Source organism: Intrasporangium sp., from assembly GCF_036566125.1.
Taxonomy (GTDB): Bacteria; Actinomycetota; Actinomycetes; order Actinomycetales; family Dermatophilaceae; genus Intrasporangium.
On record NZ_DATCWX010000336.1, the window covers coordinates 17,882 to 32,431 of the forward strand.

The following is a 14,550-nucleotide window of genomic DNA, read 5'->3' on the forward strand; positions in this document are numbered from 1 at the left end:
GCGATGCGGATCGACGTCATCACCATCTTCCCGGAGTACCTCCAGCCCCTGGACCTGTCGCTCATCGGCAAGGCCAGGCAGGACGGCCTGCTGACCATGGCGACTCACGACCTGCGCGACTTCACGCACGACCGGCACCGCACCGTCGACGACACGCCCTATGGGGGCGGTGCGGGCATGGTGATGAAGCCGGGACCATGGGCCGAGGCCCTGGACCACGTCCTCGCGCAGGCCGAACCCGACGCTCGTCCGCACCTCATCGTGCCGGGTCCGGGCGGCACGCCCTTCACGCAGGGCCTGGCCCGCTCGCTCGCGTCCGAGCCGTGGCTCGCCTTCGCGTGTGGCCGCTACGAGGGCATCGACGAGCGCGTCTACGACTACGCCAGTGAGGAGCTCCGGCTCGAGGTCTCCGTCGTCAGCCTGGGCGACTACGTCCTCAACGGCGGCGAGGTCGCCGTCCTCGCCATGGTGGAGGCGATCGCCCGCCTCCTGCCCGGCGTCATCGGCAACGCCGAGTCGCTGGTCGAGGAGTCGCACGAGGAGGGGCTGCTCGAGTACCCGATCTACACCAAGCCGCGGGTCTGGAAGGGTCGCGCGGTGCCTGACGTGCTCCTCTCCGGCAACCATGCGGCCATCGCGGCCTGGCGGCACGACCAGCGTCTCGCCCGGACCGCCGCCCGGCGTCCCGACCTGCTCCATCCCTCCCAGGTGGCCGTGCCGGGAGAGCCCGACGTCGACGTCGCGCTCCTCGTCCCCGCGGACATCCCTGAGCTGTTCACCCTCGCGCTGGCGTCCGCGGCCCACGACGCTCTGGTCACCGACACGCTCGAGCTGCCCGAGCTCACGCAGTCCGTCGACGACTTCAGGGACAGCCTGGAGACGACGCGAACGTGGGTCGCGCGCAAGGCCGGCCGCCTCATCGGGTCGGTGCGCACCGAGGTGTGTGGCGACGACCTACGCATCTCCCAGGTGCTCCTCGCGCCCGACCTGGGGGGCGGTGGACTTGAGTCGCACCTGCTCGGCCTTGCCGAGCGCAGCGCGCCCAGCGGCATACGGACCTTCTCACTCGAGGCCCATGCCGGGAGTGAGGACCGCATCCGCAGGTACCGCAAGGCCGGCTACCGGCGGGCGGGCGGTGAGCCGGCGCTCCCGGGACGGGTCAGTCTGGTGAAGCGTCGGCAGGCCGACTAGGAGATGAGGGCGACCCGCAGGTCGTCCGGCAGGATGTGGCGCGCTCGGATCAGCCGGCCCTCCACACCGGCCGTGATGGCTTGCGTCGCCATGATCGAGAAGAGCACGAGCACCTGGGCCGTTGCGGCCTGAACGGCGCTGCCGCCGCCGAGCATCACGCCGATGAACGCGCCCGGCAGAGTAACGACTCCGGACGTCTTCACCTGGTCGAGGCTCGGCATGATGCCCTCGGGCACGCGTCGGGCGATGATCTCCTCAATGGCCTGCGCCGGCAGCAGGCCCAGCGACAGGGCGGCCTCGTACTGGCCGTGCTCCTCGCGGAGGGCGGCGAACGACCGTCGGCCGACGAGCGTGTGCACCGTCATGGTGTTGCCGAGGACGATCCCGACGACGGGGATGAGGGCGATGCCCTCGAAGGGAATGGTTCGGCTGAGCAGGAGGATCGCAACGACGGGCACGATGCCGCACGCCATCGCCACCGCCGCCCAGTGCAGGGCGCGCGGGCTCTCGATCCGTCGACACGTGGTCACCACCGCCATGACGAACATCCCGAGGAGCGCGAGGCCGGAGAGCCACAGCGAGCCGATGACAGCAGTGATGATCGACGCGGCGATCGTCAGCTGGATCGCCGCCCTGAGGCCGGCCACGACCGCCTGACGGCCGAGACCGTGCCGGAAGACCTGGTTCGCGACCACCGTGACGATCAACAGGGCGACCAGGGCGATGGTCACCGGCCATCCCGGGTTGACGGTCACGGCCCGACGCTATCCCCTGAAACCGCCGGGGGCGGTCAACCCGGCCCCGCTCGTGGGAGCGTGAGGCCGCGACCAAGCCCAGCGGCATACGGCCTCGATTTCTTCTATGTGGCCTGCTCTGGCAAACTTGGTCCTTGCGTCCGGCTGACGATGGCCCCTGCCACAGGGGGAGTCGAGCCAGCGAGACCGAGCGTTGCTCGGCCGGTTGGCAGACGAGGCCTGACGGACTGCACCTCGACATCTCACGGGTGACCTGTGGCGCCCAGGAAAGCGAAGCATCATGCACACGTTTGACGCGCTCGACGCCGCCTCGCTCCGCTCGGACATTCCCGAGTTCCGCGCCGGCGACACGCTCAAGGTCCACGTGAAGGTCATCGAGGGCACCCGCTCCCGCGTCCAGGTCTTCCAGGGAGTCGTCATCCGCCGCCACGGTGGTGGCATCGGCGAGACCTTCACGGTCCGCAAGATCTCGTTCGGCGTCGGCGTCGAGCGCACCTTCCCGCTCCACACCCCGATCATCGACAAGATCGAGGTCCTCACCCGCGGTGACGTGCGCCGCGCCAAGCTGTACTACCTGCGCGGGCTGCGCGGCAAGGCCGCCAAGATCCGCGAGAAGCGCGACACGGTGCCGGCAAAGGCCGAGGCCAAGACCAACTGAGCTCGACCTCATTTCCAGCCCATTGGCGGCCAGAGGCGCGGTGGTCCCCGAGTCGAGCGGCTCCACGTGACGGAGCAGACGCCACAGGTACCGGGTTCCGCCGCGCCTTCGTCGTCCCCCGAGGATGTCGCTGGAGCTGACGAACAGAAGACGGCGGAGCCGCCCGCTCACGCCGACCGGGGACTGCGGTGGCTCATCGGACCCGCCATGGCGCTCCTGCTCGTGCTTGTGCTCCGCGCCTTCTTCGTCGCGCCGTTCAGCATCCCGAGCGGGTCCATGGAGGACACCCTTGAGGTCGGCGACCGGCTCCTCGTGACCCGCACGACCGAGCCCGAGGAGCTGAAGCGCGGCGATATCGTCGTCTTCGACGCGTCCCGGGCCTTCAACCTCAGGGTGCCCGACCGCAGCCTGCTGCAGTCCGTGGTCGACGCCATCGAGGGACTCGTCGGCCAGGGAGCCCCGACGGACTACGTCAAGCGGGTCATCGGCCTGCCCGGCGACCGGGTCCGTTGCTGTGCTCCCGACGGGCGCATCGAGGTCAACGGTGAGCCGGTGAACGAGCCGTACCTCAAGCCCGGACAGAAGCCGAGCACGATGACCTTCGACGTGCTCGTCCCGCCGCACCGGTTCTGGGTCATGGGTGACAACCGGGGCGGGTCCTCGGACTCGCGGGCGCACCTCGGCGAGCCGGGTGGCGGCATGGTTCCGGGGGACGACATCATCGGAAAGGTGTGGGTGCGATACTGGCCGCTCGATCGGCTTGGCTCGATCCCGTCCGCCCTCGAGAAGAACGGTGAGTGATGTCGCAGGTCCCAGGCCGTCCCGACTCATCGGGCCCGACCCCCGATCGCGTCGGTAACCCTGGCGAACTCCCAATGGACGAGCTCGACGGCGACCTGGGTGACGAGATGGGGGATGACGACGAGGAGCGACGTGGCTTCGGTGCCGGTCTGGTCAGCGCGGTCAAGGAGCTGGTCATCGTCATCGTGCTCGCGATGGCACTCTCGTTCGTCGTCAAGACGTGGCTCTTCCAGGCGTTCTACATCCCGTCCGGGTCGATGGAGGACACCCTCGTCAAGGACGACCGCGTCATCGTCAGCAAACTGACTCCTGGCCCCTTCGACCTGCGTCGTGGGGACGTCGTCGTGTTCGAGGACCCGGCGGATCCCGTCCCCTGGCTGAGCGGAGCCACCACGAACGGGACGTCCGACGTCGGCGGTCCGCTGCACGACCTCCTCGTCTTTGTCGGGCTGCTTCCCGAGGACGCCGAGAACCACCTCATCAAGCGCGTCATCGGCCTCCCCGGTGACCACATCGTCTCCGACGGCGGCACCGGGCCCATCACCATCAATGGCGAGCAGGTCGAGGAGACCTACCTCAAGCCGGGGGACGCGCCGAGCGAGGGCAAGCCCTTCGACATCGTCGTTCCGCCGGACCACGTATGGGTCATGGGTGACCACCGCTCCGACTCGTCCGACTCGAGGTACCACGACGGGCCGGCCAACAACGGGTCGGACGGCTCCGTGCCCATCGACAAGATCGTCGGGCGGGCGCTGTTCATCATCTGGCCCATCGACCACGTGACGTGGCTCGGCGTGCCGGAGCGGACCTTCCAGGACGTGCCGGCGCCTTCCCACAAGACTCCGGTGCCCGGGGCGACCACGCCCACCGAGGGGGCGCTGGCTCCGGCTCGCAGCTCGGTCAGATCCCCCGTGCCCGCCGCCACCACCGCCGCGCTGCGCCTGGCCGCCTCGTCCTGAGGGTGGTCATGGCTGGTCCCACTCCGTCCAAGAAGCCGTCGCTCAGGGTCGAACGGCAGCTCCAGCGTGCCGGTCACCGGCTCCTCGCCGGCATGGACGAGGTCGGCCGGGGCGCCCTCGCCGGGCCCGTGAGTGTCGGCGTCGTCGTCATCGACGAGACCGTGCGATCCGCCCCGACCGGGGTCAAGGACTCCAAGCTGCTCACTGAGCGCGCCCGCAAGGGACTCGTGCCGCGCATCCAACGCTGGTCGATCACCCACGCAGTGGGACACGCCGGTCCCGAGGAGATCGACTCGATCGGCATCATGGCCGCCCTTCGCCTGGCCGGCCTGCGGGCGCTGGCCGCCATCGATGTCGTCCCCGACCTCGTCATCCTCGACGGCAACCATGACTGGCTGACCGCTCCCTACGACGTCGGGCTGCTCGCCTTCGCCGATGGGGCGACGCCGGCCACGCCACCCGTGACGACGATGATCAAGGCCGACCTCAAGTGCTCGTCCGTGGCCGCCGCGAGCGTGCTCGCGAAGGTGGAGCGAGACGAGCTGATGATCCGGCTGGGAGCCGAACACCCGGTGTACGGCTGGAGCCTGAACAAGGGCTATGCGGCGCCCGAGCACATGGATGCGCTTGCCCGGCACGGGGCGTGTGACCTCCACCGTCGCTCGTGGCGGCTACCCGGGGTCTACGAGGAGGGCACGGTCCTGATCCCCGAAGAGGTGTTGAATGAAGGGACGGATGACCTCGTGACGTCCTACGTGACGGCGGACCAGACAGAAACGGCGGTCAGGTGAGTTCGGAAGACCTCGAGAAGTACGAGACCGAGATGGAGCTCCAGCTCTACAAGGAGTACCGCGACGTCGTCGGTCTGTTCAGTCACGTCGTCGAGACCGAGCGCCGTTTCTACCTGGCCAACTCCGTCGACCTCAAGGTGCGCACCGATGGGGGAGAGGTCTTCTTCGACGTGGCCATGGCCGATGCCTGGGTCTGGGACATCTATCGGCCGGCGCGGTTCGTCAAGAACGTGCGGGTCGTCACGTTCAAGGACGTCAACATCGAGGAGCTGCCGAAGCCGGACATCAAGCTGCCGGACTCCGGAGAGTTCGCGTAACGGCCTGATCTGCTGCGATCGGGCCGGGCGTCCAGGCCCGTGTGTGTCCCCAGCCACGGGATGTCCACATCCTCTCGGCTGTCCCCGCGTCGTACACAACTGATCTCCCGGCGAGGCCGCGGGAAGGCCCACGCCGCAAGGGTGGTCGCATGGACATCCCAGCGACCCGAGCCCTCGGGAGGTACGGCGAGCAGCTCGCGTGCCGCTACCTCTCGGACACCGGTTTCCGCATCCTGGATCGCAACTGGCGCTGTGCTCGCGGGGAGATCGACATCGTCGCCCGCGACGCCGCCGACCTCGTCGTCTGTGAGGTCAAGACGCGATCAGGAGCTCAGTTCGGGGCGCCATTCGAGGCGGTGACCCGCCAGAAGCTGCGACGGTTGCGCCGCCTGGCGATGCTCTGGCTCGACGCGCTGCCACCCGTCGAGCGCAGCGGCCTCTCGATCCTCACGATCCGGATCGATGTCGTGTCGATCGTCAAGCCGGGGACCGACACCGCGCGCATCACGCACCTGAGGGGAGTCCAGTGAGTCTCGGGAGGACCAAGGGCGTCGGGCTGAGCGGAGTCAACGGCTTCATCGTCGAGGTCGAGGCCCATGTCGCCGGCGGACTGCCGGGCTTCGTCATCAGCGGCCTCGGTGACTCCGCCGTCAAGCAGGCGCCAGAGCGGGTGAAGGCCGTGTCCTCGCTGGTCGATGGCATGCTCGTCAACCAGCGCCGCGTGACGCTGAACCTCTCTCCGGCGGGCCGACGCAAGGTCGGCACCGGTTTCGATCTCGCCATCTTCGTCGCGGTCGCGGCGGCCATGGGGATCGTTCCGCGGACCGTGGTGAGGGACCTCGTACACATCGGCGAGATCGGCTTGGACGGCTCCGTTCGCGGGGTCGCCGGCGTCCTCCCATCGGTCCATGCCGCTGCCCTCGCCGGGGTGCGGCACGTCGTCGTCCCGGCCGTCAATGCGGCCGAGGCCCGGCTGGTCAGTGGGCTCAAGGTGCACGCCGTGGCGGACCTGCGAGAGCTGGTCCAGCGCTACCGTGACCTGGCCCGGGGCCGGGCCGTGGACGCCGTCCCGGAGCCGCCCCAGGCCGAGCCCCCGGCGTCGACGAGGACGACCGACCTGTCCGACGTGCTGGGGCAGTCCGAGGCGAAGATCGCGCTCGAGATCGCCGCCGCCGGCGGACACCACCTGCTCCTTGCCGGACCACCCGGAGCCGGCAAGACGATGCTCGCCGAGCGGCTCCCGGGCGTGCTTCCCCCGCTCAACGAGGAGCAGGCAATGTCGGTCACGGCCATCCACTCCGTGCTCGGGCTCCTCGATGACGTGCGGCTCATCACCAGGCCGCCGTTCGTGGCGCCACACCACGGTGCCTCCCAGGCGGCGGTCATCGGCGGCGGCAGCGGCCACATCCGTCCAGGTGCCATCACCCAGGCCAACTGCGGCGTGCTCTTCCTGGACGAGACGCCAGAGTTTGACAAGGCGGTTCTCCAGGCCCTGCGAACGCCGCTCGAGCGGGGCACCGTCACCATCGCCCGGGCGGCTGAATCGGTGACCTTCCCGGCGCGGTTCCAGCTCGTCCTCGCAGCCAATCCCTGCCCGTGTGGCAACGGCTGGGGCCAAGGAGTCGACTGCACGTGCTCCGTGGCGATGCGCCGCAACTACTTCGGCAAGCTCTCGGGGCCGCTTCTCGATCGCGTCGACCTCCAGGTGCACGTGCAGCCACCAGGCCTGACCATGGCAGCCCAGCCGTCCGCGGAGAGCACTCGCGTGGTCGCCGCGCGGGTGGCCGCGGCCCGGGCGGTGCAACGTGAGCGATGGCGCGGCCTGCTCGTCGACGGGTGGGCGCTCAACGCGCACGTGCCCGGGTCCCTGCTCCGATCCTCGGCCTGGCGGCTGCCCGCCAGCGCCACGGCTCCACTCGACCGCAGACTGGAGCGAGGCAGCATCAGCCTGCGCGGCTACGACCGCAGCCTCAGGTGTGCCTGGACCGTGGCGGACCTCTCGGGGCTGCAGCGTCCGGGCCGGGACCAGATCGAGCTGGCCCTCTCCCTCCGCCGGCAGGCAGGAGTGGCGGCATGAGCGCCCCCATGAGCGCCCGCATGGACCAGGAGCGGTTGGCCCGAGTCGCGCTGTCCCGACTGGTCGAGCCGGGCGAAAAGAGCATCCAGGAGCTGCTGGACCGGCATGGTGCCACTGAGACGCTCGAGCGGATCCGGGCGGGGCACGGCCGGCTCGCCCGCTTCGCCGAGCGCGTCAAGCGCCTTGACGTGGACCGTGATGTGGCGACCGCCGCAAAGGTCGGTGCGAGGATCGTCGTCCCGGGGGACGCCGAGTGGCCCGAGCGGCTCGACGACCTGGTCGTGCCGCCGTGGTGCCTGTGGTTGCGCGGGCCAACGGACCTCGCCGTGGTGACCCGCCGATCCGTCGCCATCGTGGGTTCCCGGCTGTGCACCGCCTACGGCGAGCAGCTCGCCACCGACCTGGCTGCAGGGGTGGCCAACCGGAGTTGGTCCGTGGTGTCAGGGGCGGCCTTCGGCATTGACGGTGCCGCGCATCGTGGCGCCCTCGCGGTCGAGGGGATGACCGTGGCTGCGCTCGCCGGGGGCGTGGATCGGGCCTACCCCTCCGCGCACGCGAGACTCATCGAGCGGATCGCGGAAGCGGGCGTCGTTCTTTCCGAGGTCGCCCCAGGCTCTGCGCCGATGCGCACTCGGTTCCTCCAGCGCAACCGGCTCATCGCAGCGATGACCAGGGGGACCATCGTCGTCGAGGCGGATCTGCGCTCCGGATCACTCAACACCCTGCGGACTGCGCAGGAGCTCGGGCGTCCGGTGGGCGTCTTCCCCGGCCCCGTCACGTCGATGATGTCGGCTGGCTGCCACGAACAGGTCCGGGCCGGCAGGGCGACCCTCGTCACCGGGACGGCCGACGTCATCGACCTCGTTGGCGATCTCGGCGTCGACGCCTGTGACGAACCGCGTGGCGAGACGCTCCCGACCGACGTGCTGGACCCGGAGGAGACGAGGGTCCACGAGGGGCTGCCACACCGGGGCTGGGTGGACCTCGCCCAGGTGTCGCTGGTCTCCGCGCTCGCCCCGATGCAGGCCATGGCGGTGCTCGCCCGGCTCGTCGAGCTCGGCCTGGCCGAGCGGCGCGACGGCGCCTGGCGCAAGGCCCGAGCACCGCGTCGATGAGTCAGGTCGCACCGGCCCCGGCCGCGATCCTTGCCCGGCCGTGCCGGGTTTGCGATGGTGCGTCCATGGCCGCTCGACCTGACGCCACGGACTCGGCCGTGCTGGCCGACTTCGAGAGACACCTGCGCTCGGAGCGCGGACGCTCGGACCACACCACGCGGGCGTACGTGTCCGATGTCCGCCAGCTGCTCTCCTTCGCCCTGGACCAAGGCGTCAGCGACCTGAGCGAGCTCAGCCTGGCGGACCTGCGCTCCTGGCTTGGCGAACAGGCAGACCGCGGCGCGGCGCGCTCGACGATCGCTCGCCGCGCCGCCGCGGCCCGCACCTTTCTCGGATGGGCGGCGCGCACCGGGCGGATCGCCTCGGATCCGTCGCTCCGGCTGGTGGCGCCGCGGCGAGGTCGGGCGCTGCCCGGAGTCCTCAAGCAGCGCGAGGCGAGCGCCATGCTTGATGTCGCGGCAATCCGCGCCGACGACTCGGACCCGATCCACGTCAGGGACCGGGCCATGCTCGAGCTGCTCTATGCGAGCGGAATCCGAGTCGGTGAGCTGGTCGCCCTCGACGTCGACGATGTGGACCTGGACCAGCGAGTGGCCCGGGTGATGGGCAAGGGAGCGAAGGAACGGATGGTGCCCTTCGGCGTCCCCGCTGCCCGAGCCCTCGCGGGGTGGCTGGTTGCGCGACGAGAGATCCTCGGTCCGCGCTCGGGCCCGGCGCTGTTCCTTGGTCGCAGAGGGGCGCGAATCGATCCCCGCCAAGTGCGCTCACTGGTGCACGAGGTGCTGAGCCACCTGCCCGATGCGCCAGACCTCGGCCCCCACGGCCTGAGGCACAGTGCCGCCACCCATCTGCTCGAAGGTGGAGCGGACCTGCGGATGGTCCAGGAGATCCTCGGTCACGCCAGTCTGGCGACGACCCAGATCTACACCCACGTCTCGGTGGAGCGCCTTCGCGCGAGTTACGAGCAGGCCCATCCCCGGGCGTGACTCAGCCGAGAGGCAGCAGGACCGTGGGCGCGCGGCTCAGGAAGGCCAGCGGATCGAGGTACTCGCGCCCACGCAACACTCCCCAGTGCAGACAGGTCTGCGGAGCGCAGTGACTCGGGCCGTCTGCCACGTGCCCGATCGACTGTCCCTTGATGACGGCCGTCCCGAGCCCGACGCTGGCTGCAATCGGCTCGAAGGTGCTTCGCAGGCCACCGTCGTGCCGCACCACGACCACCCCGCGGCCGGCCAGCTGCGAGGCAAAGACCACCTGACCCGATGCGGGCGCCCGAACCTGCCCGCCGACCGGGCTGAGCAGGTCCACACCCCGGTGGCCCGGCTCCCAGCGACGGAGGGGAGGGTCGAAGGCTCGCACGATGGTGGGGGTCGGCGTCAGGGGCCAGACCCAGCCAGCGCCTGCTGACCCTGCTGACCCTGCAGATGGGGAGGGAGCAGCCCGCTCCTCGGTGCCCACTGCCGTCGGGGCGGCCGACATGCCGAGAGCGAGGCCGACACCGGCGAGGAGAGCGACGATCTGGCTGCTGGGCACCATGACCCGAGACTCCCTCAACGGGTGCAGGGCCTCAGGTCAACCTGCGCCGACTGGGGACGACGAGGCCATCCACGCGAGGGATGTGGACAGCGGGCAGTCAGCCCAAGTCAGCCCCGCCCGGCTGCGGCGAGTCGCCGGCTCGCCTCCGTCAGCACCTCGTCCCGCTTGCAGAACGCGAACCGGATCAGGGTCCGCGCAGCCTCCTGGTCGTCATGGAACACGGACACCGGCACGCCGACCACGCCCGCCAGCTCTGGTAGGCCACGGGCGAACTCGAGTGCGTCGACCGCACCGAGTGGCGCCGCATCGGCGATCACGAAGTACGTGCCCCGGGGCTGCGACACGGTCAAGCCAGAGGCTCGCAACGCGTCGCACAGGAGGTCGCGCTTTGCCTGCAACGACTTCGCGAGGTCCCGGTACACCTCGTCACCCAGTCCGAGCGCAACGGCGACGGCCGGCTGAAACGGCCCGGACCCGACATAGGTGAGGAACTGCTTCACGGTCCGAGCGGCGGCCACGGCCTCGGCCGGCCCGGTGAGCCAGCCGACTTTCCAGCCGGTCGCCGAAAAGGTCTTGCCCGCCGACGAGATCGTGATGGTCCGCTCCGTCATCCCGGGCAGGGTCGCCATCGGAATGTGCTCGGCGTCATCGAAGACGAGGTGCTCGTAGACCTCGTCCGTGACCACCCAGGCGTCGTGCTTGCGGGCCAGCGCCGCCACCAGCTCCAGCTCGGCGCGGGTGAAGACCTTCCCCGTGGGGTTGTGCGGTGTGTTGAGCAGGACGAGCCGGGTGCGGTTCGAGAAGGCGCTCCGGAGGGAGGCCTCGTCGACCGCGAAGTCTGGGAAGCGAAGAACCGACGTCCGCCGAGTCGCACCCGCCAGGGCGATGGTCGCCGCGTAGCTGTCGTAGTACGGCTCGAACGTCACGACCTCGTCTCCCGGCTCGCACAGCGCCAGCACCACCGCCGCGATCGCCTCCGTGGCACCGACCGTCACGAGCACCTCGCTGCCCGGGTCGACACGCAACCCGTAGAACCGCTCCTGGTGCGCGGCAATCGCCTCGAGCAGCTCCGGCACACCGGGCCCGGGCGGGTACTGGTTCCTCCCGCCGTCGATCGCAGCCTTCGCGGCCTCCAGCATCTCCCGTGGCCCGTCCGTGTCGGGGAACCCCTGACCCAGGTTGATCGCGCTTGTCCGCGTCGCGAGCGCGGACATCTCTGCGAAGATCGTCGTCCCGAACGGCTGCATGCGCGAGATCAGCGGCGAGCTCATGGGCCGACCATACCGACGCACCTGCAGTGTGCCGCGGCTCCTGCTCCCGCAATCGAGTGAACAACTTCTGGGCACAGAAGTCGTTCACTCGATTGGAGGGGAGGGGCACAGAAGTTGTTCACTCGATCAGGGCAGGTTGCAGGCCGTGATTCGGTAGAGGGTGTAGTCGCCCACGGTGCGGACCTTCTCGAGCCCGTCGACCGAGGCCAGGTCGATGAGCCCGGACGACCGCTCCGGGCGGTCGAGCCAGTACACGTGGGGCGAGTCGATCGCCCAACGGATGCCGTGCCGGGCAAGCGCCTCGCACACCTCGGGTCGCGTAGTCATTTCGTCGAAGCCGGTCCCGAGGAGGTTCTCATCGCCCGTGTCAGGGATGGGGATGGAGCGGTAGAACGTGTTCGTCCCGAACAACGCGTTCATCAGGGGCGAGCCGTTCTCCGGTCGGCCGATGAGCCCTTCTCCGGCCGGGATCTCCTCCGCGAGGACGGCGAGGTCCGCCTGGGCCTGCCGGGACAGGATCACGCGGTTGGGGTCAGCGGGCCGGAAGAACCCGTCGAGCATGGCTGAGCGCGTCGGCGCCTGCCAGACCACGGTCGCGAGGGGGATGGCCGCCAGCGCCACGAGGGTGACCGCCGGCACCTGGCTGCGGAGGGCGGGCACCTTGAGGAGCAGGTCGCGGACAGCGGGGGCGGCCGCCGCAACCAGCACCACGCCCGGCACCGCGGCGAGCGAGGCGAGCCGGACCTTGTCGTTGTACCAGTAGCCCGTGATGAGCGCGGTCCATGACGCCGCGGAGGAGGCCGCCATGACGTAGAGGGCGACGCAGGCAACCCACATGGCGACCACCGGGATCGCGGCCCGCGCCCGGAGCAGGATCCAGCCGGTCCCGAGGGCGATCAGCCCGAGCAGCCCCCAGAGCACGACGCCGATCTGCAACCGCCCGCCGACCACCTCGACCAGGGCACTCCAGACCGAGATGTGCCCCGTCCAGTCGTACGACTGCGTCGACGCGAGTCGTTCGGACACGAGGGGAGCGACCACGAGGCCGATGATGCCGGCGACCGCGACGGCCCCGAGGTCCCGCGCCACGGAGGCCCACGAGGCATGGCCGATGACCCCGGCCCGCACCCGCGCGGCGACGAACCAGACGAGGGCGAAGAGCACGAGCGCCACGAGGGAGTTGGGCTGGATCAGCGCCAGCCCGGGTACGGCGGCCGCGAAGCCGAGCCACTGGCCCCGTCGCAGCCGGCCCTTCGGGCTCCGCGCGGCCTGCAGCATGATCGCCAGGGCACCCGGCGTGAGGGCCGTGCCCATGAGGTTGGGCCAGAGGACCCCCCAGCCGAGGAGGATCGTCGGGAAGGACACGAACGCCGCGGAAGCCAACCCAGCGGCATACGTGATGATGCGGGACGTGCCGAGCGCGTGGCGGACCAGCGTGACGACGCCGACCGGCCACACGACGGCAGCGAGGATCACGGTCGCGACGTTCGTCCCGGGAAGGACCGGCGCCGCCCCGCTCTGCAGCCCCGTCGCGATCCACGCGTGGAACCCGTTGGGGTAAAAGGTCGGGTGGACGATGGAGAAGTTGCCGGTGTCGAGGAACAGACGGATCCGGTTCAGGTGGTAGACGGCGTCCGGGCTGTCCACCAGCTCGTCCGGCCGCCCGATCGCGGGCAGGATCGTGACGAGGGCGATGACGACACCGAGGCCGATCGCGACGACGACATGGGGATCGGGTCTGCCGAGGAGGCGGCGTCGCGGCGTCAGCACGGGATCGTGCCCGCCGACGGCATGGACTGCGAGCCAGCCGAGGCCGGCGGTGACCGCCGTGACGACGGCGAGCACGAGCCAGTTCCAGCCGATGCCGAGGCGCTGGGCAATGGTGGCCCAGGCTGCGATGACGCCGACCGAGACGGCAGGGGACACGGCAACGGCCTCGAGTCCTCGAGCGCCGAGGGCGCGCACGACGAGCCACCCCGGCGCGAACAGCGCGACGAGGAGGACGGCGAATGCCGCGAGCGTCTCCCACCAGCTCGACCAGCCCGCCAACTCGGTCACCATGGCGGCCATTCTGTCGGTCACCGCGATTTCGCCGCGCCCCGGGTCAGGGCCTACGATGGACGACGGTCACGTGTGCTCCGGCTCGCGCGACCTAATTCGCGCGTCTTCTGCCGGGTTCGTCCCGGGGCGCACCACAGCAGTCCCAGCACAGTTCCACGAGCGCCGCTGGGTGGGGTGCGCGCAGGCGCCAGGAGTGAGGCGTATGCCGCTGGGCTCGGACCGCTCGTCGGGCTGGGTGCCGCGGTGGTGGCCTCACGACCAACTGACAACCACGAATCAAGGAGGACACGGCATGGCCGTCGTCACCATGCGCCAGCTCCTGGAGAGCGGCGTCCACTTCGGGCACCAGACCCGTCGCTGGAACCCCAAGATGAAGCGCTTCATCATGACGGAGCGCAACGGCATCTACATCATCGACCTGCAGCAGTCGCTGACGTACATCAACAACGCGTACGACTTCGTCAAGGAGACCGTGGCCCACGGCGGCACGATCCTCTTCGTCGGCACGAAGAAGCAGGCCCAGGAGCCGGTCGCCGAGCAGGCGACCCGCGTCGGCATGCCGTACGTCAACCACCGCTGGCTCGGTGGCATGCTCACCAACTTCCAGACGATCTCCAAGCGGCTCACGCGCCTCAAGGAGCTCGAGGAGATCAACTTCGACGACGTGGCCGGGTCGAGCTACACGAAGAAGGAACTGCTCATCCTCAAGCGCGAGAAGGACAAGCTCGAGAAGACCCTCGGGGGGATCCGCTCGATGACCAAGGTGCCCTCCGCCGTGTGGATCGTCGACACGAAGAAGGAGCACCTCGCTGTCGACGAGGCCCGCAAGCTCGGTCTGCCGGTCATCGCGATCCTCGACACCAACTGTGACCCCGACGAGGTCGACTACAAGATCCCGGGCAACGACGACGCGATCCGCTCCGTCACGCTGCTCACCCGCGTCGTCGCCGACGCCGTGGCCGAGGGCCTGGTCCAGCGTGCGACCGGTCGCTCCGGCTCCGAGGCCGGCGGCGAGGAG

The 14,550-nt window shown here is 69.9% G+C and carries 15 protein-coding genes; 11 read left to right on the forward strand and 4 right to left on the reverse strand.

The window, feature by feature from the left end; genetic code table 11:
• Nucleotides 1-3: 3 nt before the first annotated feature.
• The gene (trmD, locus tag VIR15_RS20180; protein ID WP_331931105.1) at nucleotides 4-1,191 is read left to right on the forward strand and encodes a tRNA (guanosine(37)-N1)-methyltransferase TrmD; all 1,188 of its coding nucleotides are present in this window, start codon (nucleotides 4-6) and stop codon (nucleotides 1,189-1,191) included.
• On the opposite strand, the gene VIR15_RS20185 is transcribed toward trmD, so the two are convergent.
• The gene (locus tag VIR15_RS20185; RefSeq protein WP_331931107.1) at nucleotides 1,188-1,946 is read right to left on the reverse strand and encodes an ABC transporter permease; all 759 of its coding nucleotides are present in this window, start codon (nucleotides 1,944-1,946) and stop codon (nucleotides 1,188-1,190) included. The two genes, trmD and VIR15_RS20185, sit on opposite strands and share 4 nt — an antisense overlap.
• A gap of 280 nt (nucleotides 1,947-2,226) precedes the next feature.
• On the opposite strand from VIR15_RS20185, the gene rplS reads away from it, so the two are divergent.
• The 9 genes from rplS (at nucleotide 2,227) to VIR15_RS20230 (ending at nucleotide 9,650) form a co-directional block, all read left to right on the forward strand.
• Nucleotides 2,227-2,604 (forward strand): 50S ribosomal protein L19, encoded by a 378-nt coding sequence (rplS, locus tag VIR15_RS20190; RefSeq protein ID WP_331931109.1) that lies wholly within the window; start codon nucleotides 2,227-2,229, stop codon nucleotides 2,602-2,604.
• A 66-nt stretch (nucleotides 2,605-2,670) separates the two neighbouring features.
• Nucleotides 2,671-3,405 carry a signal peptidase I gene (lepB, locus tag VIR15_RS20195; RefSeq protein ID WP_331931111.1) on the forward strand — a complete coding sequence of 245 codons (735 nt, stop codon included), beginning with the start codon at nucleotides 2,671-2,673 and terminating at the stop codon, nucleotides 3,403-3,405.
• A 74-nt stretch (nucleotides 3,406-3,479) separates the two neighbouring features.
• Entirely contained in the window at nucleotides 3,480-4,364 is an 885-nt protein-coding gene (lepB, locus tag VIR15_RS20200; protein ID WP_331931113.1) for a signal peptidase I, read from the forward strand.
• Between the two features lie 8 nt (nucleotides 4,365-4,372).
• Nucleotides 4,373-5,155: a ribonuclease HII gene (gene rnhB, locus VIR15_RS20205; protein WP_331931115.1), complete on the forward strand. Its 783-nt coding sequence runs from the start codon at nucleotides 4,373-4,375 to the stop codon at nucleotides 5,153-5,155.
• A complete protein-coding gene (locus VIR15_RS20210; protein WP_324143127.1) occupies nucleotides 5,152-5,472 on the forward strand; it encodes a DUF2469 domain-containing protein in 321 nt (106 codons plus the stop codon). The genes rnhB and VIR15_RS20210 overlap by 4 nt, the downstream gene beginning before the upstream one ends.
• Before the next feature lie 149 nt (nucleotides 5,473-5,621).
• Nucleotides 5,622-6,002, forward strand: a complete 381-nt coding sequence (locus tag VIR15_RS20215; RefSeq protein ID WP_331931118.1) for a YraN family protein — start codon at nucleotides 5,622-5,624, stop codon at nucleotides 6,000-6,002.
• On the forward strand, nucleotides 5,999-7,549 hold the full coding sequence (locus VIR15_RS20220) for a YifB family Mg chelatase-like AAA ATPase (protein WP_331931120.1): 1,551 nt from the start codon (nucleotides 5,999-6,001) through the stop codon (nucleotides 7,547-7,549). The genes VIR15_RS20215 and VIR15_RS20220 overlap by 4 nt, the downstream gene beginning before the upstream one ends.
• Nucleotides 7,546-8,664 carry a DNA-processing protein DprA gene (gene dprA, locus VIR15_RS20225; protein WP_331931122.1) on the forward strand — a complete coding sequence of 373 codons (1,119 nt, stop codon included), beginning with the start codon at nucleotides 7,546-7,548 and terminating at the stop codon, nucleotides 8,662-8,664. Before VIR15_RS20220 ends, dprA begins: the two co-directional genes overlap by 4 nt.
• A 65-nt stretch (nucleotides 8,665-8,729) precedes the next feature.
• Nucleotides 8,730-9,650, forward strand: coding sequence for a tyrosine recombinase XerC (locus VIR15_RS20230; protein ID WP_331931124.1), 921 nt, complete (start codon nucleotides 8,730-8,732; stop codon nucleotides 9,648-9,650).
• Nucleotide 9,651: 1 nt separating this feature from the next.
• On the opposite strand, the gene VIR15_RS20235 is transcribed toward VIR15_RS20230, so the two are convergent.
• From VIR15_RS20235 to VIR15_RS20245, 3 genes are all read right to left on the reverse strand, one after another.
• A complete protein-coding gene (locus VIR15_RS20235) occupies nucleotides 9,652-10,200 on the reverse strand; it encodes a murein hydrolase activator EnvC family protein (protein WP_331931126.1) in 549 nt (182 codons plus the stop codon).
• A gap of 107 nt (nucleotides 10,201-10,307) precedes the next feature.
• On the reverse strand, nucleotides 10,308-11,471 hold the full coding sequence (locus VIR15_RS20240) for a pyridoxal phosphate-dependent aminotransferase (RefSeq protein ID WP_331931128.1): 1,164 nt from the start codon (nucleotides 11,469-11,471) through the stop codon (nucleotides 10,308-10,310).
• A 126-nt stretch (nucleotides 11,472-11,597) separates the two neighbouring features.
• The gene (locus tag VIR15_RS20245; protein WP_331931130.1) at nucleotides 11,598-13,532 is read right to left on the reverse strand and encodes a DUF6541 family protein; all 1,935 of its coding nucleotides are present in this window, start codon (nucleotides 13,530-13,532) and stop codon (nucleotides 11,598-11,600) included.
• A gap of 292 nt (nucleotides 13,533-13,824) precedes the next feature.
• On the opposite strand from VIR15_RS20245, the gene rpsB reads away from it, so the two are divergent.
• On the forward strand, nucleotides 13,825-14,550 hold a 726-nt coding region (gene rpsB / locus VIR15_RS20250), incomplete at its 3' end, for a 30S ribosomal protein S2 (RefSeq protein ID WP_331931132.1).